24 protein-coding genes are annotated in these 20,286 nt (G+C 59.4%); 2 read left to right on the top strand and 22 right to left on the bottom strand.

The features are described 5' to 3' along the window. Position 1: 1 nt before the first annotated feature. The 19 genes from ACMGGX_RS08460 to ACMGGX_RS08370 all read right to left on the bottom strand — a co-directional run bounded on the left by ACMGGX_RS08460 (position 2) and on the right by ACMGGX_RS08370 (position 16,475). A complete protein-coding gene (locus tag ACMGGX_RS08460; RefSeq protein ID WP_420298270.1) occupies positions 2-1,231 on the bottom strand; it encodes a beta-ketoacyl-ACP synthase in 1,230 nt (409 codons plus the stop codon). Next, on the bottom strand, positions 1,228-1,959 hold the full coding sequence (locus ACMGGX_RS08455) for a 3-ketoacyl-ACP reductase FabG2 (protein ID WP_420298269.1): 732 nt from the start codon (positions 1,957-1,959) through the stop codon (positions 1,228-1,230). Before ACMGGX_RS08455 ends, ACMGGX_RS08460 begins: the two co-directional genes overlap by 4 nt. Continuing rightward, a complete protein-coding gene (locus ACMGGX_RS08450; protein WP_348562163.1) occupies positions 1,956-2,429 on the bottom strand; it encodes a 3-hydroxy-fatty acyl-ACP dehydratase in 474 nt (157 codons plus the stop codon). Before ACMGGX_RS08450 ends, ACMGGX_RS08455 begins: the two co-directional genes overlap by 4 nt. Then, entirely contained in the window at positions 2,426-3,595 is a 1,170-nt protein-coding gene (locus tag ACMGGX_RS08445) for a beta-ketoacyl-[acyl-carrier-protein] synthase family protein (protein ID WP_045355939.1), read from the bottom strand. The genes ACMGGX_RS08450 and ACMGGX_RS08445 overlap by 4 nt, the downstream gene beginning before the upstream one ends. A gap of 1 nt (position 3,596) precedes the next feature. After that, positions 3,597-4,175, bottom strand: a complete 579-nt coding sequence (locus ACMGGX_RS08440) for a DUF3261 domain-containing protein (protein WP_420298268.1) — start codon at positions 4,173-4,175, stop codon at positions 3,597-3,599. Beyond that, a complete protein-coding gene (locus ACMGGX_RS08435) occupies positions 4,172-6,496 on the bottom strand; it encodes an MMPL family transporter (RefSeq protein ID WP_420298267.1) in 2,325 nt (774 codons plus the stop codon). The genes ACMGGX_RS08440 and ACMGGX_RS08435 overlap by 4 nt, the downstream gene beginning before the upstream one ends. Continuing rightward, positions 6,465-7,070 carry an outer membrane lipoprotein carrier protein LolA gene (locus ACMGGX_RS08430; RefSeq protein ID WP_063441622.1) on the bottom strand — a complete coding sequence of 202 codons (606 nt, stop codon included), beginning with the start codon at positions 7,068-7,070 and terminating at the stop codon, positions 6,465-6,467. The genes ACMGGX_RS08435 and ACMGGX_RS08430 overlap by 32 nt, the downstream gene beginning before the upstream one ends. After that, positions 7,067-7,489, bottom strand: a complete 423-nt coding sequence (locus ACMGGX_RS08425) for an acyl-CoA thioesterase (protein ID WP_023309526.1) — start codon at positions 7,487-7,489, stop codon at positions 7,067-7,069. The genes ACMGGX_RS08430 and ACMGGX_RS08425 overlap by 4 nt, the downstream gene beginning before the upstream one ends. 3 nt (positions 7,490-7,492) lie before the next feature. Beyond that, positions 7,493-9,184, bottom strand: a complete 1,692-nt coding sequence (locus tag ACMGGX_RS08420) for a glycosyltransferase family 2 protein (protein WP_420298266.1) — start codon at positions 9,182-9,184, stop codon at positions 7,493-7,495. Further along, positions 9,175-9,528 carry a hydroxymyristoyl-ACP dehydratase gene (locus ACMGGX_RS08415; RefSeq protein ID WP_045888417.1) on the bottom strand — a complete coding sequence of 118 codons (354 nt, stop codon included), beginning with the start codon at positions 9,526-9,528 and terminating at the stop codon, positions 9,175-9,177. The genes ACMGGX_RS08420 and ACMGGX_RS08415 overlap by 10 nt, the downstream gene beginning before the upstream one ends. Then, positions 9,515-10,876 carry an AMP-dependent synthetase gene (locus ACMGGX_RS08410; protein ID WP_420298265.1) on the bottom strand — a complete coding sequence of 454 codons (1,362 nt, stop codon included), beginning with the start codon at positions 10,874-10,876 and terminating at the stop codon, positions 9,515-9,517. The genes ACMGGX_RS08415 and ACMGGX_RS08410 overlap by 14 nt, the downstream gene beginning before the upstream one ends. Further along, on the bottom strand, positions 10,869-11,456 hold the full coding sequence (locus tag ACMGGX_RS08405; RefSeq protein WP_069303389.1) for a hypothetical protein: 588 nt from the start codon (positions 11,454-11,456) through the stop codon (positions 10,869-10,871). Before ACMGGX_RS08405 ends, ACMGGX_RS08410 begins: the two co-directional genes overlap by 8 nt. 6 nt (positions 11,457-11,462) lie before the next feature. Beyond that, entirely contained in the window at positions 11,463-11,714 is a 252-nt protein-coding gene (locus tag ACMGGX_RS08400; RefSeq protein ID WP_420298264.1) for an acyl carrier protein, read from the bottom strand. 10 nt (positions 11,715-11,724) lie between these two features. Then, positions 11,725-11,982, bottom strand: coding sequence for a phosphopantetheine-binding protein (locus ACMGGX_RS08395; RefSeq protein ID WP_008503081.1), 258 nt, complete (start codon positions 11,980-11,982; stop codon positions 11,725-11,727). Next, complete coding sequence (locus ACMGGX_RS08390; protein WP_223537773.1) at positions 11,963-12,790, bottom strand: lysophospholipid acyltransferase family protein; 828 nt, start codon at positions 12,788-12,790, stop codon at positions 11,963-11,965. The genes ACMGGX_RS08395 and ACMGGX_RS08390 overlap by 20 nt, the downstream gene beginning before the upstream one ends. Further along, complete coding sequence (locus tag ACMGGX_RS08385) at positions 12,775-13,497, bottom strand: beta-ketoacyl synthase chain length factor (RefSeq protein WP_420298263.1); 723 nt, start codon at positions 13,495-13,497, stop codon at positions 12,775-12,777. The genes ACMGGX_RS08390 and ACMGGX_RS08385 overlap by 16 nt, the downstream gene beginning before the upstream one ends. Before the next feature lie 67 nt (positions 13,498-13,564). Then, positions 13,565-14,629: a methyltransferase gene (locus tag ACMGGX_RS08380; RefSeq protein WP_420298262.1), complete on the bottom strand. Its 1,065-nt coding sequence runs from the start codon at positions 14,627-14,629 to the stop codon at positions 13,565-13,567. Positions 14,630-14,698: 69 nt separating this feature from the next. After that, positions 14,699-15,088 carry a hypothetical protein gene (locus ACMGGX_RS08375; protein ID WP_023309518.1) on the bottom strand — a complete coding sequence of 130 codons (390 nt, stop codon included), beginning with the start codon at positions 15,086-15,088 and terminating at the stop codon, positions 14,699-14,701. A 337-nt stretch (positions 15,089-15,425) separates the two neighbouring features. Next, positions 15,426-16,475, bottom strand: coding sequence for an AI-2E family transporter (locus ACMGGX_RS08370; RefSeq protein ID WP_023309517.1), 1,050 nt, complete (start codon positions 16,473-16,475; stop codon positions 15,426-15,428). 145 nt (positions 16,476-16,620) lie between these two features. On the opposite strand from ACMGGX_RS08370, the gene ACMGGX_RS08365 reads away from it, so the two are divergent. After that, positions 16,621-17,838 carry an MFS transporter gene (locus tag ACMGGX_RS08365; protein WP_409245678.1) on the top strand — a complete coding sequence of 406 codons (1,218 nt, stop codon included), beginning with the start codon at positions 16,621-16,623 and terminating at the stop codon, positions 17,836-17,838. Positions 17,839-17,842: 4 nt separating this feature from the next. On the opposite strand, the gene ACMGGX_RS08360 is transcribed toward ACMGGX_RS08365, so the two are convergent. Next, a complete protein-coding gene (locus ACMGGX_RS08360) occupies positions 17,843-18,400 on the bottom strand; it encodes a DcrB family lipoprotein (protein WP_023309515.1) in 558 nt (185 codons plus the stop codon). Between the two features lie 72 nt (positions 18,401-18,472). Continuing rightward, entirely contained in the window at positions 18,473-19,138 is a 666-nt protein-coding gene (locus tag ACMGGX_RS08355) for a 7-cyano-7-deazaguanine/7-aminomethyl-7-deazaguanine transporter (RefSeq protein WP_023309514.1), read from the bottom strand. A gap of 167 nt (positions 19,139-19,305) precedes the next feature. Between ACMGGX_RS08355 and tusA the strand changes: the two genes are divergently transcribed. Beyond that, positions 19,306-19,548 (top strand): sulfurtransferase TusA, encoded by a 243-nt coding sequence (tusA, locus tag ACMGGX_RS08350; RefSeq protein ID WP_008503071.1) that lies wholly within the window; start codon positions 19,306-19,308, stop codon positions 19,546-19,548. 64 nt (positions 19,549-19,612) lie between these two features. Here tusA and yhgN read toward each other — a convergent pair whose 3' ends face one another. Further along, a complete protein-coding gene (gene yhgN, locus ACMGGX_RS08345; protein WP_003861574.1) occupies positions 19,613-20,206 on the bottom strand; it encodes an NAAT family transporter YhgN in 594 nt (197 codons plus the stop codon). Positions 20,207-20,286 lie beyond the last annotated feature (80 nt).

Genomic DNA, 20,286 nt, shown 5'->3' with positions numbered 1-20,286 from the left:
GTTACGCCCAGCGTTTAATGATAATCGAGGTATTGATGCCGCCAAACGCGAAGTTATTGCTCTGCAGATACTCGCAGTCAATCTGACGGGCTTCTCCCATAATATAATCTAAAGCACCGCATTGCTCATCCGGCTGCGTTAAATTGAGCGTCGGGGCAAACCAGCCTTCACGCATCATCTGCAGGCTCATCCACGCTTCCAGCGCGCCGCAGGCACCCAGCGTATGGCCAAAATAGCTCTTCAGCGAGGAAACCGGCACGCTGTCACCATAGATAGCGGCGGTGGCCAGGCTTTCGGCGATATCGCCGCGATCGGTGGCGGTACCGTGCGCGGAGATATACCCCATATCCCGGGCGCTTAATCCCGCCATAGACAGCGACTGCTCCATGCAAACCTGCATGGTTTCACGCTGAGGCTGGGTAATATGGGCCGCGTCGCAGTTAGTGGCAAAGCCCACGATTTCGCCGTAGATCGTGGCCCCGCGCGCTTTGGCGTGCTCGAGCTCTTCCAGAATCAGGGTGCCTGCGCCTTCTCCAATCACCAGACCATCGCGCTTTGTATCAAATGGCGACGGGGTGTGTTTAGGCGCGTCATTGCGCTGGCTGGTGGCGAACAGCGTATCAAATACCGCCGCTTCAGACGGACAAAGCTCCTCAGCGCCCCCCGCGACCATCACGGTCTGATACCCGTGGCGAATGGCCTCCCAGGCGTAGCCAATCGCCTGGCTGCCGGAGGTACAGGCGCTTGAGGTCGGGATGACGCGGCCACGTAGTCCAAAGAACAGGCCGGTATTCACCGCCGTAGTGTGCGGCATCATCTGGACGTAGGTTGTCCCGGTGATGTTATTAGTGTGCTTTTCAGTGAGCATGGTCGCGAATTCGCTGACCGGACCGGTGCTGCCTGTTGAAGAACCGTAGGCGATACCGGTTTGGCCGTTGGTGAGCACCGCTTCGCCAATCAGCCCCGCCTGCTCCAGCGCCAGCTCGGTGGCGCGGGTCGACATCAGCGACACCCGGCCCATGGCGCGAATACGCTTGCGGGTATAGTGTTCCGGCAGCGTGAAATCGTCGATCGGCGCGCCCAGCAGGGTATGCAGGCCATCATACACCTGCCATTCCGGCATTTTACGCACCGCGTTTTCATACGCCAGCAGCCTGCTGGAAACGGATTGCCAGCTTTCGCCAAAGGCGGTCACGCCGCCCATGCCCGTAATCACCACGCGACGCGTCATAGCATTCCTCCGTTAATGGAAATGACCTGGCGGGTAACGTAGCCCGCAATATCCGACATCAGATAGCTTGCCAGCCCGGCGACCTCCTCAGCCTGACCCATACGTTTCATTGGGATGATGGACATGGCTTCCTTCAGCGCGGTTTCTTCCATCTCAATCATGCCGGTATCAATCAGGCCCGGGGCGATGCAGTTGACGGTGATTTTGCGTTTTGCCAGCTCAATCGCCAGCGCTTTGGTGGCGCCGATAATGCCCGCTTTGGCCGCGCTGTAGTTCACCTGTCCGCGGTTGCCCATCACGCCGGACACGGACGATAAGGTGATAATGCGCCCCCCTTTACGGGTGCCAATCATCGGCATAATGCAGGGGTGAATGACGTTATAAAAACTGTCGAGATTGGTGTGGATCACGCTATCCCAGTCGTCTTCGCTCAGCGCCGGAAAGGCGCCGTCGCGCGTAATTCCGGCGTTGCTGACCACGCCATACCATGCGCCATGGGCTTCAATCTCCTGCTCCAGCACCTCGCGGCACTGTTCGCGGTTGCCCACATCAAAGGCGAGTAAACGACCGTTGCCACCCGCCCGCGTGATGGCGTCCAGCGTCTCCTGCGCGCCTGCGGCATCACGATGGTAATGCACGCCTACGGTAAACCCGTCGGCGGCGAGCTGGCGGGCGATGGCGCGCCCTATGCCTTTGCTGGCCCCTGTGACCAGTACGGAACGACTCATGCGTTAGATCCCTGATTAAAAAGCGATGTTAATTCTTCTGCGCTCGGCTGGAAGGTGTTGACCCGGCCCGTGGCCAGCGTCTCTTCATTCGCGGAAATCGCGCATTCAAAGCTGCCGAAGCGTTCGTCCTGCATCAGCAGCTTAACGGTGATGTCCAGCGTCAGGCCTGCGGCGAAACGCCCGCTGGCGCAGACCAGCTCGCGCGCGCCGAGCACCATGCCCAGCGCGATATGATCCTGCCCCTGCTGCTGGCGATGCCAGCCTGACCAGACGCCGACGGTCTGCGCCATCAGCTCGAGCGCGTACCAGCCCGGCAGGTCGCCATCGGCATTGAGAAACGGCGCCAGCACGCTTTGCCCGTTGACGGTCACGCGGCAGACCGCCGTGTCGTCCGTGACGTTCTCAACGGATCCCAGCAGCATCATTGGCGCCTCGTGCGGCAAATAGGCTTCGGGTGATAAGTAGCTCATGAGGCTCTCCCCAGCAGGATGCTGGCGTTATTGCCGCCAAACGCGAACGAGTTAGACAAAATGACCGGTTTTTTCAGAGCGGTGCGCTGGTGCAGCAGGCCGCACGGCGCCAGCGTGTCGTCCGGCGCGTAGCGGGCGAAGTCCTGCGGCGGCAACGGCAGGTCGCGCGTCAGAATCAGCCAGCTCAGGGCCGCTTCGGTAATACCGGCGGCGCCCAGCGTATGGCCGGTAAGGTGTTTGGTTGAGCTGCACGGCACGCTTTCTCCGAAGAGATCGTGCACCACCTGCGATTCAATCTGATCGTTGAGCGGCGTGGCCGTGCCGTGCAGGTTGATGTAGCCGATATCCTGCGGCTGCATACCCGCTTCGTTAAGCGCCTGCGCGATGGCCCTTATCGCCCCTTCGCCCTGCGGATGCGGAGCGGAAATATGGTACGCATCGCTGGATTCGCCCGTCCCGAGCAGCGCCACGTCCGCGGGCTCCCGGCTCAATACCATCAGCGCGGCGGCTTCACCAATGGTGATCCCCCGGCGGTCGCGACCAAACGGCTCGCAGAGCGTGGGGGAGAAGGATTCAAGGCTGTTAAAGCCGTTGACGGGCATCCGGCTCAGGGTATCGGCCCCGCCGACAATGGCGATGTCCACCAGCCCGGCTTCAATCAGACGTTTGCCGCCGATCATCGCCCGCGCGCTAGAAGAGCAGGCCGTGGAGATCGTATAGGCCGGGCCTTCGAGCTGAAGCCAGTTGGCGAGGAAGCGGGACGGATCGCCAAGCTCCTGCTGCGGATACTGCCAGCGCGTGCTCGCTTCGCCATGGGTCATGCGGCGCACGTGCTCATCGCCCTCATCCAGCCCGGAGGTGCTGGTTCCCAGCACCACGGCCACGCGGTCGCGACCGACGCGGGCGATGGCCTCGTCAACGGCGGGCTGAATCTGCGCCAGCGCGGCCAGCAGCAGCTGGTTATTGCGGGTGCGGTGTGCGGCGAAGGCGTCCGGGATGGGCGGCAGCTCGCCTTCCACGCCGCCCAGAACGGCTTCGGGTAAACCCTGCAGCCAGCCGGTCCGGGCATGCATCCCCGGCGCCACGCCTGCCGTCAGGTTCGCGGCAATCTCGTCAGGCGAGTTGCCCAGCGCGTTGACCATACCAACAGCGGATATATAAATCATCTCAGTCACCCAGATATTGAATGGTGATGTGGTATTTAAAGACGTGTTGCTCGATGCTGATCGGCTCGCGCTTGCCTTTGCGCTGCAGGTAGACAATCTCCGTCACCAGCTTGCCGCTGGCGTTGCGCAGCTCGCGCCGATCGCCATTGTCCGTTAACGTCCAGCCCTTCGGCAACTGCGGCTGCCAGGCGCTAATCGGCCAGTGGCTGAGCATCACGTCGGCCAACACCTGGCTGGCTGGCGGCAGCTGCGGCACGACGATAGACTGCTCGGTATGAATACCGGTCTCATCGTACGTCGCCAGGAACAGACGAATGCCCACGGAAGAAAGCCCGGCCAGCGTCACCTTATGCGCATCCGCGTTGAGCATCACCAGCAGGGACTGCGTTTGTCCGTTAAAGCTGCCGGTCAGCAGCTGTTGGGAGCTTACCGGCGGGCTGATGCCGGGCGGCGGCAGCGTAACTTTGGTACCCGGCTGGAGCCAGGCCTGAGGCCGCGTCTCTTTGGTATCGGTCGAATGGCTGCAGCCCGCCAGCAGCAGCGCCGCGGCCAGCGCGACGGTGCGATAAAAAGCGTTCATTTACGTTTTCTCTCTTTCTTATCCGGCATCGCCAGCGGAGCCAGCAGGAAGGCGGTAAAAATACCGCTCACCAGCACGATACCAAAGCTGCTGATGGCCTGGGTGGCGCTGAAGACGAGCATGCCCAGCGTCAGCAGCGTGGTCATCATGGCCAGCGTAATCGCCAGCATCGAGGTCAGCGGCGTACCGCGCGGGTTGCTGAAAAACAGCGTGTAGTTAATGCCAATGCCGAGCACCAGTACCAGCGCCAGCAGTGAGAACAGATTCACCGGGTGGCCCGTTGCGGCCAGCACCGCCAGGCCGCAGCTCAGCGACAGCACGGACGGCACCAGGCTTATCAGCCCTTTACGCCAGCCGAGGCGCATCATCGCCCCGCAGGCAATCACCGCCAGCGCAGCAAACAGTAGCCCCGTCAGCAGCGTGCGGTAGAGGGCAAACAGGCTGTCAAAGCTGGCTTTGCGATCGACCCAGACGACGCCGTCATGGCGCGCGGCCAGTTCACCGAGGTAAGCGCTGTTTTTCGCGCCGTCCACCGGCACGAGCACGCCGCTTTCCCCGTTGGGCAGGGTCAGCCAGAGCAGACGCCAGCCTTCGCTGGCCGGGCTTTTAAGCCACGCGTCCACGCTGACCGGCATGGCGTTGAGATTTGGGGATATGGCGTTGAGCCCGGCGCTTTTCATCACGTTCGTTACCGCAGGAGCAGCCTCGCGCAGCAGCTTCAGATCGCTTTTCTGGCGGGCCAGCGAGTTCAGCGGCAGCGTACGCCAGCGGGCGATCTCTCCGGCTTTCTGCGCCTGTGCCAGCGCCGGGGTAAAGGCCTCCAGCCGCTCCAGCGTTTGCTGAGGCGAGGCGCCATGCACCACAAACCATTTCTGATCGACGCTCTGTCCGGTCAGGGCGGTAATTGCCTTCTCCTGGGCCAGAGTATCCTTCGGCAGGGCCTGCAGCTGGGCGATGTCGTCGTCCACCCTCAGGGTGCTCATCCCCACGGCGGAGAGCAGCGCCAGCGCGACGGGCAAACCAACGGACAGTTTTTTATTGCGTCGCCACGCGGCCAGCCAGCGCAGCATCAGGACCATCAGCGGAACCGGGCGCACCGGTAAACCCCGGCACAGCCACGGATGCCAGAAAATCACCGTCAGGCAGGAGGCGCTCAGCCCCACGGCGGCGAACACCGCCATCTGGCGGATCCCGGGGAAGGGGGCCAGCATCATAATCAGGTAGGCGGCGACGGTCGTCAGCAGCGCCAGCAGCAGCGCATTGCGTACTTTGGCCAGGCTTTGCCAGGGGGAATATTCCGCGCCGTGCACCATCCGTTCGGTCAGGTAGTAGAGCGTGTAGTCGGCTGAAATACCGATGATGCTCATGCTCATCACCAGCGTCATCAGGTGCAGTTCGCCAAAGAGCAGCAGCGTCACCACCGTACCCGCCAGCGCGCCGATGGCAATGGAGAGCACGCTCAGCAGCAGCGGGCGCAGGGAGCGGAACACCGCCACGATGAGCAGGAACACGCCAAGCAGGGTGGCGATGCCCAGCGTCGAGACGTCGCGTTTGGCCTGCTGGCTGGCGTAATCGCTGTAGAACACGGTCCCGCGCGAAAGCAGCTGCGCCTGCGGGAAACGCGCTTTTAGCGTCTCCTGCAGCGCGTTAAGCGTCGTCACGAGCCGGTGGGTCTGCTGCATATCAAATGACGAGCCTGCCAGCTCGCCGTGCAGCAGATACCAGTAGTTTCCCGCCTCATCCTGTGTGACCAGCCAGCCGTCCATCAGCCGCAGCTTCTGGCCGTTTTGCGCCAGAGCGAGCTGCGAGCCGCGCATCAGCATCAGGGGATCGTTTTGCAGCTCTTTGCCGCTTACGCCGGAGAAGGCCGAATAGAGCTGAGATAAAATCCACTGCGCCTGCGCTTCTCCGCCGTTTTGCAGGCGGGCGCGGGTGGCGGGATCGATCAGGCCATTCCGGTGCTGCCAGAAGAATTCTCCCCAGGCCTTTTGCCCGGCGGCGTCCATCGGGCCTTTGACCTCGCTGAGCGAATCGCTACTTTGCAGCAGCGCCAGCCACTGCTGCGCCACGCGCGGATCGGGCTCTTTGCCGGAGCTGACCAGCCAGACCAGCTGGCGGTCGAGACGCTGCATAAACCCGTCGTTGAGCGCCGGCGGGATCGCCCCCAGCGTCTGCTTCGGCAGCATGGCCAGCACGCTGCTGTTCAGACGCGCGCCGGGCAGCAGCGACAGCAGCACGCCCAGCAGAATCAGGCATAGCGTGGCCCACAGCAGCGCCGGGCGCAGGGATTTACGGTGCGGCAAAGCGTTGGCGTTCGTCATCGGTCAGGCTGGCGGGCGTCAGTTGGTGGCGTGAAAGGGCGATATCGGTACGGTCGCCCTGTTTGTCGTTGAGGCGAATCGTCTCCAGATATGTCGCGCCGCCCAGATCGAGGGTGGCGAAAATCTTGTCCAGCGGCGTCGTTTTTGGCGTAAGCACCAGCGACCAGCGGCCGGCGCCCAGGTCTTTAAAATCGATGCGGAAGTTCTCTTCAAGCACCTTGCGGTCGGCCTGGAACAGGGCCCGCAGAAGATGGTTGAACTGGAACATCTGCGGATTATTGTCGGCAGTGACGGTCTGCGGCGGCTGGCCGTTAATGGCCTGAACCATCCGCCTGTCGTCCAGCAGCAGCGTCATCGGAAACGGCGCTTTTTGATCCCACAGCAGGCCGCTGTCGCGGGCGATCAGCATCTCGCCCTGCGAGCGCAGCGGCTGCGGCATATCTTTTATGGTGCGAACCTGTTCGAAGTGCGCGCGCACGACGGGCTGCCCGGTGAAGCGCTGCTGCAGTTCATCCAGCGTCACGGCGCTGACCAGCGGGCTGACGATCAGCGCCAGCAAAGGCAACCATTTCATGGCGTCACTCCCATTCGTTCAAACAGTATTGCCGGGCTCACAAAGCACATTTCGCGGGTAGCTTCTTCTACCGCCACCTGGATGGTGTAACCGGTGGTGGTCCGTTTGCCGGTCTGCGCATCGAAAATTTGATAGGCAATGCGCAGGCGGTTTTCATACTCTTCAACGTGCGCGCGGACGCGAATACGTTGCTCAAATGTCACCGCATCGCGGTATTTCACCCGGGTATCGACGACGGGCCAGACGTAGCCGGAGGCCTTCATCTGGCGATAGCCATAGTCAAACTGATTGAGCAGCGCCTCGCGGGCGATCTCAAAGTAGCGGAAATAGTTACCGTGCCAGACCACGCCCATCATATCGACGTCGTGGAACGGAACGGTGATCTCGACTTCAGTCGTAAAGCGGGGATCGGTCAGCACCCTTTACTCCTTCTCTCTGGACTCTGGCAGATGCCAGAAATCGAAAAAATTAAACCAGTCGAGCGGCGACATGAGGGCGTAATGCTCCAGCCGCTGCGCGTAGCGATCGACGTTCTCCTGCAGCGCCTGCTGGCGTTCGCCGCGCGGCAGGCGCAGCGGGTCGGCAAACGGTTCGCTGTGCAGGACGAGCTTACCCTGCTGGCGCAGGGCAAAAATCAGCACCACCGGGCAGCGCAGGATGGAGGCCAGGATAAACGGCCCCTGTGGGAACGGCGCTGGCTGGCCCATGAACGGGCTCCAGATCACCCGCCACTCGCCGCCACGCTGCGGATTCACCGCGATGCGGTCGCCCACAATCGCGACCCACTCTCCCCGCTCAAGCTTCTCTTTGATGGCAATCGCGGTGTCCGGGCCGATGTCGGTAACCGACATCAAATTCACGCCCGCCTGGGGCGCCATTTCGCTCATGATTTGCTTAAAGCGCTGGGCGTTCTCGCTGAAGACCAGGGCGGTGATAGTTTTGCTGCCGTCCAGCTGGGCCAGCGCCCGGCAGGCCTCAACGTCGCCAAGATGCGAGGCCAGCAGCAGCTTGCCCTGCGGCGCCGCGATATTAAGCGTTTCGCTCGCGCCGGGGGCAAAGACCACGTCGCGATCAAACTTCAGCTCACCGCGCCAGCTGGCGACTTTATCCAGCATCGCGTTGCCGAAGCGCATGAAATGGAAAAAGCTGTTGAGCCGCGGGGGAACGGGCATGTTCCGCTGACGCAGCTCTTGCTTCACCCTTCCAATCCACTGCCGCGAGGCCTGCCGCGCCGGACGCGCGATAAGCCAGTACACGCCGATTACCGGCCACAGCAGCACGGTAAAGGCCCGCCGCCCCATCAGCTTCCAGACGCGCAGCATCAGGCGCATCCCCCACAGGCCCTTGACCTCGTCCTGCTGCGCCCAGTGCTGGCGGCGTCGACGGAAAAGCAGGCCGGGCATGCGGGGCAGCATGCCGAAGAACAGCCGGGTATGCATCAGGGAGATCCGCACGTTATCTTTTAACGCGTCGAAGTGGGACAACCCGTCCTGCGGGTAGGTGACGCGGGTCGGCAGAAAGACGCTGGTGTTGCCCTGCCAGTAGAGACGGACCATCACTTCGGTGTCAAAGTCCATCCGTTTGCCGAGCGTTTCGCGCGCTGCCAGCCGCAGCGTGGGCGAGACCGGGTAGACCCGAAAGCCGCACATGCTGTCTTTAAGCTGCAGGGATAAGGTCTCAATCCACACCCAGACGTGGGTTACCCAGCGTCCGTAGAGCCGCGAGCGTGGAATGGAATCATCGTAAATGGGCTGGCCGGAAATGAGCGCGTCCGGGTGGCGCTCCGCCAGCGCCAGCAGTTTGGGGATATCTTCGATGGCGTGCTGACCGTCCGCGTCCACCTGCACGGCGTGGGTATAGCCCGCGCGCGCGCACTCCTCCAGCCCCCTGATGACCGCGGCACCTTTCCCGGCGTTTTGTGCCAGACGGACCAGCGTCATCTGCGGCTGCTCCGCCGCCAGGCGTTCGAGCTCCTGACGGGTGCTCGCTTCGCTGCCGTCATCCACCACCAGGCACGGCAGGCCGAACGGCGCGAGACGCGACAGCACGCGGGCGATCATGGTGCCGTGGTTGTAGCACGGGATCAGCACGCAGGGGCGAAAGATCACTGACATAGCCGAATTTTCCCGCTGCTGGCGGTATGGCGCTCCGCCCCGGCGTGACGCTGGTAGCTGAAGGTCAGCATCTGACGTTCGGCATGCCACTCAAGCACCAGCGTCACCGTGGTTTCCGGCAGCAGAGGCGCCTGGAACTTCACGTTTTGAATGCTGTGAAAGCGGTAGCCCGGCGCCAGTAACGTCGTGGCGTAGTGCATCACCCAGTCAAGCTGCGCAACGCCGGGCAGCAGCGGCTGTACGGCAAAATGGCCCTGAAACCAGAACAGCGCCGCGTCGAGATGCAAAATGATTTCCAGCTTCTCCGGCTGTGTCTGGCGGCGCTCAATTTCATGAATTTTCATGAAATAACTCCTCTAACTGCGCATAGACACGCTTGTTCATACTGTTTACCGGCATTTCATCGACAATGCGCCAGTAGCGCGGAACGGCGACCGGCTCAAGCCACGGCAGCAGGGCGCGACGCCAGGCGAACTCCTGCGCTTTTTTATCCTGCATATAGCCGCGCTGGCGAACCGCTTCGTCCAGCACCAGCAGTGCGCCAATCCCCTGACGGCCTCCGCGCGTGACCGGCAGCGCAGCCGCTTCGCAAATGCCGTCGAGCTCCAGCAGGCGACGTTCGATCTCGTTAAGCGAGATGCGCTTTTCTTCAATTTTGACCACCCGCCCGCGACGACCGGCGATGCTGAACAGCCCCTCGCTGTCGAAGTGGAGGATATCGTCCAGCTGAAGTCCCTCAGCTTCGTGGATCAGTGGCGACGTGACGCGACAGGCGTCATCTTCCTGATGGAAAATAACGCCGGGGAAGGCAAGCCACGGGACGTTATCCTGCTGGCGATGGCGCCAGGCGAGGATGCCGGTTTCGGTGCTGCCATAAATTTCATCCGGGCAGATGTTAAGCCAGCCCGCGGTGGTGGAAACGTCACACCAGGGCAGCATTCCGCCTGCTGAAATCAGCATTCTGACGGGCGGCGCGGGCAGCTCCGTATCCAGGCGCTTCAGAAACGCCGGGCTGCTGATGAACAGGTAATGCCGGTCATGAGGAAGGGCGGCCAGCTGCTCTGCGTAGTAGAGCATCGCGGCATGCAGCGGCAGGCCCAGCGCCATCGGCAATACGATGCGGAAGGTCAGGCCGTACAGGTGTTGCGGTACGACCGAGGCGACAACGCTACAGCCGGCCAGACGCTCGCCGAAGCGGTCAGCCAGCAGACGGGCTTCGCGATCCAGGCTGACGATGTGCTTCATCACCCGGCGCGGGGTACCCGTGGAGCCGGAGGTGAACAGCTCAACGAAGCGGCTTTCGTCAATCTCCGGCAGGGGCGCCCAGCGGCGAGCGGTCTGATGGCTGGAGGCCACCACAATCAGCTTGCCATGGAAACCGAGAGTCCGATCGCTCAGAACGCCGCTAAACAACGACTGCTGTTCTTCAAGCTGCGAGACGCGGCTATGGCCGGGAATAACCGGCGTTTTACCGGCGTGCAGCGAGGCCAGCAGCGCAACGATAAACAGGTAGCTGTTTTCAAAGCACAGCGCCCAGCGCTCGCCTTCCTGCTGACGCAGGGTGTCGACCAGCAAGGTCACGTCGTGGCGCAGCTGGCCAAGCGTCCAGGTACGATCGTCAAGCCAGGCAACGGGCATGTCGTCAGGGCGGGGCGCATTTAACCACTGGCCCAGCGGAAGGGGGTTAGTCATTGTGCATCTCTTTTTTAATCACCCGCTGGCGCACCAGCCACTCGGTTGCCATCAGCGTTCCCATCAGGATATAAGCCACCATACCGTTCCACAGCGTCCACAGATGCATGTCGCCGTGGAGCACGGTGAACAGCGCCATCGCGCCGTTTCCGATGAAAAAGCCGCACCAGACGAGGGTCACCTTGCGGGTATAGCGCACGCCCTCCGGGGGCAGGTTTGGCTCACGCAGGCGCGCCAGCCGTTCGACAAGCGGCATTGCGGTCCACAGCGACCCCCCGAACACGGCCAGCATCACAAGGTTGACGACCACCGGGTAGAACAGCAGCCACTGGTGGGTTTTCAGCAGGTAGCTTGCCGCGCAGAGCGCGATGCCCGCGAGCGCCACGCACTGCACCACATACCGCATCGGGCCAGCGTTCCGCCGCGCCTGGCGCAGCCGCAGCAGCAATACTAGTGCCATCAGCGGCAACAGCCACTGCAGGCTGTTGTGCGTCAGCCCAAATCCAATCAGGAAGGGCCACGCCAGCAGCATCAGCCCCGTCAGCAGTGGGATGACCGGGAACGTCCGTCCACCACGCACGACGTCTTACTCTTCGCGCAGAAGCTGTTCGACGGCGTCAACCACATCCTGAACGGTACGAACCGACTTGAAGGTTTCCGGCTTGATTTTCTTGCCCGTTTTCTTCTGCAGATGAACAATCATGTCCACCGCGTCAATGCTGTCCAGCTCCAGGTCTTCGTAAAGACGGGCTTCGGGCGAAATATCCTGCGGGTCGATTTCAAAGAGCTTGGTCAGAAGGCCGCAGACTTCCTGATAAATGGTTTCTTGTTGAGTCATCGTTCACATCTCAGGCGCGTTGAGCGTTGATAAAGGACGCCAGCGTGGCGACGGAAAAGAAGTGCTGGCGCATCTCTTCGCTTTCGGCAGAAAGCACCACGCCATACTGGTTTTTTACCGCCAGACCCAGTTCCAGCGCGTCAATGGAGTCCAGACCCAGCCCATCGCCAAACAGCGCGGCATCGGTATCAATATCCTCTGCGGTAAGCTCGTCCAGATTCAGCGTGGTGATTATGAGATTCTTAATTTCAAGATAAAGCGCTTGCATCATTAATTCCTGACAAAGATTGAAGGCCTGATGTTAATCGATGCTGCAGATGCCGGTTTAACTGCCTTGCCGCCAGCGCCGGTTCTTGTTCATTTGCATCGTAAAATTCGTCGATGTTCACGCGGTCGCGGACATCCACGGTGAAAACAGGTTTTTCTGGCGGTACATCATACCAGCGGCTTTTTTTATCCAGCAGGTGTTCGCTACAGTGGATCAGCACCACCCGCAGATCGCTGTTACAGCGCACGGCGATATTTGCCGCGCCGCGCTGGAGGGAGATAGCCTCGCCAAACCGGGTACGCGTGCCTTCCGGGAAGATTAACAGCGTGTCGCCCTGAGCCAGACGCTGCTGGCTGGCCGCGAGCAGGGGCTCGGCTTCGCTGTTAATCAGATAATCTGCCGCGCGGATGACGCCGCTGACAAAGGGATTGCGCAGCAGCGCGCTTTTCACCAGGCAGTCGGTTTCGGGCATCACCGACGCCAGAATAACGTAGTCTATTAACGTGGGATGGTTTGCCACCACCAGACAACCCCGATCGCTGCGCAGCGCGTCAAGATTGTGAATGCGATAGTCCAGTACGCCGAGGCCGCGCGCCACGGTCAGGAAGAAGCGGAAGCTGGCCGCAATGCTGCGACGCGCCAGGCGACGACGGCTGGCGCGGTCGCGCTGGACGATCGGCAGCAGGTTGAACCAGACCAGCGACAGCAGCAGCCCGCCCACGCCAAACAGCGCGAAGCAGAAGCCGGTCATCACCAGACGCCATAGCCAGTTGATACGGGCAGCCAGGCGGTTCACGCGCGCGTCCATTGCCACAGCAAACGTTCGCCGGGCACCACGAACTGACGTTCCTCGCTGAGATAGCGCTGCAGGAACATCAGGCTTTGCGGCAGGGCGGGTTCTTCACCCGTGCTGCCGCTGCGGGTTTCACACTGCATTCCGTTGCCGGATTCAATCACCAGCGCCAGCGCGTAGGGCCAGGTGGGCATCTGCGGCGGTAGCGCCGGATGGTAAAATTTCGGCAGCGCGCCGTCGAAATCGACCAGCAGGACGCGGGAGTAGCCCGCATGCAGCAGGCTCAGCACTTCGCATAAGGCCTGCTGGAAGGTGTCCAGCCCGGCAGAAATGGATGACGAGACGATGGCCTGGCGTGCGGTGATCGTGAGATTGCCCACCGCGGAATTGTGCACGGACATCGCGAAGTCGGTGGGTGAAACGGACTGCCCGGTCGCCAGAGCATGCAGAATACGGTCGTTGCGCTCCAGCTCGCCGTGGCGGCTGGAATAGACGACGGCATCAATGGCGTGGTTTTGCAGCATGGCAAGACCAATATCCACCGCCAGCTTACTGCCTGAATTGAGGCGGCGCGCGGTCATCATGGGTAAAGCGGTCAGGCGGGGAAGCGGGGCCGCTGGATCGACGGCCAGCTGCAGGCGCGACCACGCCTGCCACTCTGTGGCATCGCTGAGTCCTGGCGCTCTTGCCTGCCAGTCGATAATGTTCAGTGAAAATTTCATCTACGCGCGTCCGCGAAATAAACCGTATTCAAAGGGCAGGCTGGGCCGCCCGGGCAGCTAAGCTGCTCTATTGTTCACGTTTGGTGCATATCAGCAGGGTATGACCGACCCCAAGGTTGTCCAGCCGCTGTTCAACGCCGAAACCTGCGCTCTCCAGGTAGCGATAGAACTTCTCTACGCTGTAAAACCGGCTATTACCATTCGCCATACAGGTGAAATAGAGCGAGGTGGCATTCAGGCTAAAAGAGGCTGCTTCAAATTTCTGAGCATCCCAGAAAAGCTCCATGATGCACAAACGTGCGCCTGGCTTCATGGCCTGTGCGACGCGCGTCAGCATGGCGACAATCTGATCCGGAGAGAAACAATCCAGGAACTGGCTCATCCACCAGACGTCGGCGTCACCCGGCAACGTTGCTGGGCTAAGCATATCGACAGCATGGAATGCAATACGATGAGAAAAACCTGCTTTTGCGATGTTTTCCTGCGCCAGCGCTATCTGCTGCGGCAGATCGAGGATCGTCACGGCAACATTTTCGTCATAGCGGCAGCAGCGTAACGACCATTTACCCGTATTTCCGCCCACATCGTACAATTTTGTCGGCGAGCTTGCGAATATATATGGCAAAGCAGCGTCAAAAGCGGCGTCAGAATAGTAATGATCGAAGGCGAACCAGCTCTCTTTCGCCGGAGCTGGTAATTGGGATAACGCCGGGTAGATGGTTGGCCAGCTGCCAAACACGGCTAATCCGGCCGGTTTTTCCTCCTGCAGGGCGTCCGCCAGGTGAAATAGCCCCTGATAACAAACGTCCTGGGTGAAATCCATATTTACGCGGGTCATTTCGTCGTGCAGTAAAAAATGGCCCACTTTCGCCAGGAAATAACGTCCATTCTGTTGGGTGACGATTCGACCGCTTAATCCCATATCCAGCAGTACGCTTACGCCATAGCTGCCGAGCGTGCTGTGTTCGGTTATTTCCTCGAGGCTTGCCCCCTCTTTACCTTGTTTATCGAGCCAGGCGAGAACGCCTGAGTTACGCAGACAAAGCGCAGTCTGGAATAACATCGGGGCAAAGGCGATGCGTTGCGCTTCGGTAATGGCATCCAGTGCGCTGAGTGTGTCCTTTTCGTACATTCCTGCGTAACCTTTGAGGGCAATAAAGAGAGGTTATCGGGCCATACGCGGCCCGACTTTAGAAAAAAATTACAGCGCGGCGCCAGCGGAGAGGTTCAGCTGAATATCGTGGTCGAGGTTATTCACCCAGCGGTTATAATTTTTGTGGATTTTACCGTCTGCCGCTTTCAGGTTAAGGCTGTTTTCATAGTTGATTGAATAGCTTGTGGCCGTGTACGGAATACTCACCTGAACCGAGTGATCGCGTGACTGCAGACGCCCCTTAATCATTCCCGGGCCGGTTTCCGTCATGATCCAGTCGCGTTTTTGGCCTGCTTTCAAAATTGCCGTTTTTACCTGATCGGCAGTATGGCCTGCGCTTACAATAGAGTGAACCTGAGCGATTGGCGCGGTACGCGCGCAGCCTGCCAGCGCGCCAACGAATACGGCAGCAGCACACCATTTAACGATCTTTTTCATCAACAACTCCATATCAATAATAACAATTAAAGGTAGTGTTTTTTACAAATAATATTCATCCGGCTTTTTGTTATCGCCAGGTGTAATTTTTAATCAATATTAATGTTTACATTACGTTGAAGCGAAGGCGGGAATAATAACATGGAAAATAAAGAAGGATTTCATTTTTTATAATTTGCGTTAAATCATGAATTGCGTTTGAACGTAATCCGCGCGGCGTAATTAAAACCGGAATGAATATCGCCTTAACGCAAATAAAAATACCGCGACGGATTAGGGACGTGGTAATTTACGGTGTATTACTGACGGTTTAAACCTACCTGTACAGGCGGGTCCGTTACCCGGGTAACCGGCTTTTCGGCCTCCCCGGGCCGAGCAGGATCGCCAGCTTGCTGCCGCCTTTGGTGGTCTCCATCCAGATTTTACATACGCTGGTCAGAGGAACCGACAGCAGCATACCGACCGGGCCCAGCAGCCATCCCCAAATCAGTAAGGATAAAAAGACCACCAGCGTAGACATGCCCAGACGGTGTCCCATCATGCGCGGCTCAAGAATATTGCCCAGCACCATATGCACCACGAGGAACAGCGCGCCGACCAGCATGCATTCGTAGAAGCCGTTAAACAGAAACGCCTGAATCATCGGCGGCACGGCGGAAAGCACCGCGCCAATATTGGGCACGTAGTTCAGCAGAAAGGCCAGCACGCCCCACATCAGCGCAAACTGTACGTCCATCAGCATCAGCCCCAGCCAGACAATCACCCCGGTCCAGACGCTCAGGAGCGTTTTCAGCGCCAGATATTTGGAGACGCCCTTCAGTGCCCGGTGTAAGCCGGCAATGTGAATTTGCGGATTGTTCAGCGCAAAGCGCAGCTTATAGGGGACGTGGCGAACTTCGAACAGCATAAACACCACCGTCATGACCAGCAGCAGAATGCTGGCCATCGCGCCGGAAAGCCCCGTCATCAATGTGGTGGCGTAGGTCATGACCTTCTCAGAGTCCATCCTGCGCAGCATCCGTTCGGGTGAGATATGCAGATTAAGGAAGGGGACCATCTCCTGCAGCGCGACAATTTTACGCGTCAGCTCTTTGTTGTACTGCGGCAGCATGGTGGAGAATTCGCTCAGCGATGCCGCCAGCACGCCGAAGAGCGCCGTCAGGCCAATCAGCATCACGATGACGACGATGGTGATAGCTACCGGACGGCTGACGCCCCGGCGTAAAAACCAGGTGACCAGAGGATTAAGCACGATGGCAAAAAAGAGCGCCAGCAGGAGCTGAACAATAATGTCAGCGGCAGCATGGATACCCGCAAGGATAACCACCAGGCAGGCGAGTTTTAATAAGATGTGGAGTCCTGCTTTGTCGGACGGGTTAGCGATCATGCGTGTTCCTTAATATGATGACCCGATAAGTGTAGTGCCCGGGCTTCGCTTCGTCTGGCACCGTTAATCTGAAAGTCGGGGCTGATTTTCTTATTGCGCCGTGGTAATAGTGAAACACTGTTGTAAAAAATCCAGGTAGAACCCCATGCCCGAACCTGCCGCTGAACCGGCACTGAGCGGACTGCGCCTCAATCTGCGCATCGTTTCCGTTGTGATTTTCAACTTTGCCAGCTATCTGACCATCGGCCTGCCGCTGGCGGTCCTGCCGGGCTATGTCCATGACGTGATGGGCTTCAGCGCCTTCTGGGCGGGGCTGGTGATAAGCCTGCAATATTTCGCCACGCTCCTCAGTCGCCCGCATGCCGGGCGCTACGCGGACACGTTCGGTCCAAAAAGCATCGTGGTGGTGGGACTGTGCGGCTGTTTTCTCAGTGGCCTGAGCTACCTGCTGGCTGCCACCACCGGCCACTGGCCGCTGGTCAGCCTGGCGCTGCTCTGCCTGGGCCGCGTCATTCTGGGCATCGGGCAAAGTCTGGCGGGAACCGGCTCAACGCTGTGGGGCGTGGGTGTGGTAGGCGCGCCGCACATTGGCCGGGTGATCTCCTGGAACGGGATTGTCACCTACGGTGCGATGGCGCTCGGGGCGCCGCTCGGCGTGGCCTGCTATGCGCTTGGCGGGCTATATGGGCTTTCCATCACCATTATGGCGGTCGCGCTGCTGGCAATCCTCTTTGCGCTGCCGCGCCCGAAAGTGAAGGCCAGCAAAGGCAAGCCGCTGCCGTTTCGGGCGGTGCTGGGGCGCGTCTGGCCGTACGGCATGGCGCTGGCGCTGGCGACCACCGGCTTCGGCGTGATTGCGACCTTCATTACCCTGTTCTACGACGCCAAAGGCTGGGACGGCGCAGCCTTTGCGTTAACCCTGTTTAGCTGTGCGTTTGTTGGCGCCCGCCTGCTTTTCCCTAACGGCATCAACCGTCTTGGCGGGCTGAATGTTGCGATGATCTGCTTTGCGATAGAGATTGTCGGGCTGCTGCTGACCGGAATAGCGATGGTGCCCTGGGTTGCGAAAGTGGGCGTGTTCCTCGCGGGGGCTGGCTTTTCCCTGGTCTTCCCGGCGCTGGGCGTGGTGGCGGTAAAAGCCGTGCCGCAGCAGAATCAGGGGGCGGCGCTGGCGACCTATACGGTATTTATGGATATGTCTTTAGGCATTACCGGCCCGCTGGCGGGGCTGGTGATGGCCTGGGCAGGAGTTCCGGTGATCTATCTTGCCGCGGCGGGGCTGGTGGTGATTGCGCTCCTGCTGACGTGGCGGCTAAAAAAATGGCCCCCGGTGCAGGCACCGGAGGCCACGTCATCGTCGTGAAGCGCTACTGGATCACGATGGTGTTAATGATGTTTTCAGCAGCCGTCTGCGCTTTCTGCTGATCTTCCGCTGGCAGGGTGATCTGCAGGGTCAGCAGTTTGTTATCAACCTTGCCCAGCACCACAGAAGAGTATGCGGTCTGGCCTTTTGCGGAGATGATGCTGTCAAGCTGTTGCAGCGTGTGGCCTTTCAGCTCGATGGATTTATTGGTCACGACCTGCAGCTGAGGATCGCGGCCGCGCTGCTGATCTTCCAGACGTTTGGACAGGACGGCCAGGTCTTCGCTGGTGTCGTCGCCCACAATCACAATGACCGCTTTCTGCCCGGTTGCGTCGGAGTAAACGTGCATGTTATTCGCCTGGGTGCCCAGCTTGCCGCTCTGATCGGTCATATCGGCTGGCAGAGAGAAGCTGAGTTTGCCATCCATCAGATTCACCGGCTGGCCGGTCGCGTTGCTCTCTGCGGATGCGCCCTGAGCAGGCGTTTTCGTGTCGCTGTTATCACAGGCTGCAAGACCCACAACCAGCAGGCCAATCCCGACATATTTAACCAGATTGCGCATTGACTTCTTCCTTTCGATAAACGGCCATAACGGCTCATTCGTTCATCTTATCACAACTGATAAAGCGAACCCTTAACCAGCCTGCAATGCCGTGATTTCAGATTTATCTGCCAGCCTTTTCAGCAGCATATTGAGCAGCACGCCGTACATCGGCAGGAAGAACACAATGCTGATGAGCACCTTGAAGCAGTAGTCCACCAGCGCGATTTCCATCCAGTGTTCAGCCATGAACGCATCCGGGCTGCGCCAGAAGGCGATGAAGAAGAAGGCCAGCGTATCGCTCACGTTACCGAACAGCGTGGAGGCGGTTGGCGCCATCCACCAGCGATGATTCTGACGCAGGCGGTTAAACACATGCACGTCGAGGATCTGCCCCAGCGCGTAGGCCATAAAGCTTGCTGCGGCGATACGGGCAACAAACAGGTTGAAGTGGGTTAACGCCTCAAAGCCCTGCCAGCTTCCCATATAAAACAGTGACGAAACCACGTACGAGATGAAGAGCGCCGGGAGCATGACCGAAAAAATAATACGGCGAGCCAGCGGTGCGCCAAAGATACGCACGGTCAAATCCGTCGCGAGGAAAATAAACGGGAAGCTGAACGCGCCCCAGGTGGTATGAAAACCAAAGATGGAGATTGGGAGCTGCACCAGATAGTTGCTGGAGGTAATCACCAGCAAATGGAAAAGCGAAAGCCAGAACAACGCTTTTACGCGCTGTGATTCAGAAAACGACGTCATATTGTGACCTTTTTATACGTTGGGGTGAGGGAACCCAATAAAAACCGCAGCATGATACTGCTTTGGCAGGACATTGCAATGGTTAGTTTTTACGCAATCGTTAACCTGGTTTGCATTGATCGCAACCGGGCGTAAACTACAGCCGTTTTTACCAGACCGAGAAGACCATGACCGACCTGTTTTCCAGCCCAGACCACACTCTTGATGCCCAGGGCCTTCGCTGCCCGGAACCGGTAATGATGGTACGCAAAACCGTGCGCAACATGCAGACCGGTGAAACGCTGCTGATTATTGCCGACGACCCGGCCACGACCCGCGATATTCCCGGCTTTTGTACCTTTATGGAGCATGAACTGGTGGCACAGCAGACCGAAGCGCTGCCGTACCGGTATTTGATTCGTAAGGGGTAGATGGGTAGTCCTCTGCGGCCTGATGCCCTCACCCCGACCCTCTCCCACGGGGAGAGGGAGAAAGTCATCCTTTCATCCACGCGCGGATCCCGTCCAGGAACATCTGCGTTGCCATCATCACCAGAATCAGCCCCATCAGGCGTTCCAGCGCGTTCACCCCTTTCTCACCCAGCAGGCGCAGGAACAGCGACGACTGCAGCAGGATGATAAACGTCCCGCCCCAGGCGATCAGCAGGGCAATCACCAGATGGCTCATCTGGTTCGGATACTGGTGCGACAGCAGCATCAGCGTGGCCAGAATAGTCGGCCCGGCGACGAGTGGAATCGCCAGCGGCACAATAAACGGCTCTTCACCCGCGGGCAGGCCGCTGCTGCTGCCTTCCGCGCTCGGGAAAATCATCTTAATGGCAATCAGGAACAGAATAATCCCGCCGGAAATCGAAACGGTTTCGGCGCGCAGGTTGAGGAATGCGAGAATTTTTTCACCGGCAAACAGGAAGATAAACATCACCAGCAGGGCGATGAGCAGCTCGCGGATCATGATCGCCCGGCGGCGCTTCGGCTCGGTGTGCTTCAGCACCGACATGAAGATAGGCAGGTTTCCCAGTGGATCCATAATCAGGATCAATAAAACCGCCGCGGAAATGATTTCACTCATCTTTAAATTATCCCTGATACTTAGTAGTGTTATTCCGATGATTAGCGCTTTTTCTGATTGCCGGGCAATCATCGATTAAT

The organism is Enterobacter sp. BNK-29 (assembly GCF_048684785.1).
Classification (GTDB): Bacteria; Pseudomonadota; Gammaproteobacteria; order Enterobacterales; family Enterobacteriaceae; genus Enterobacter; species Enterobacter cloacae_M.
The sequence above is the reverse complement of the archived record's forward strand: the minus strand, read 5'-3'. Positions and strand labels throughout refer to the sequence as shown.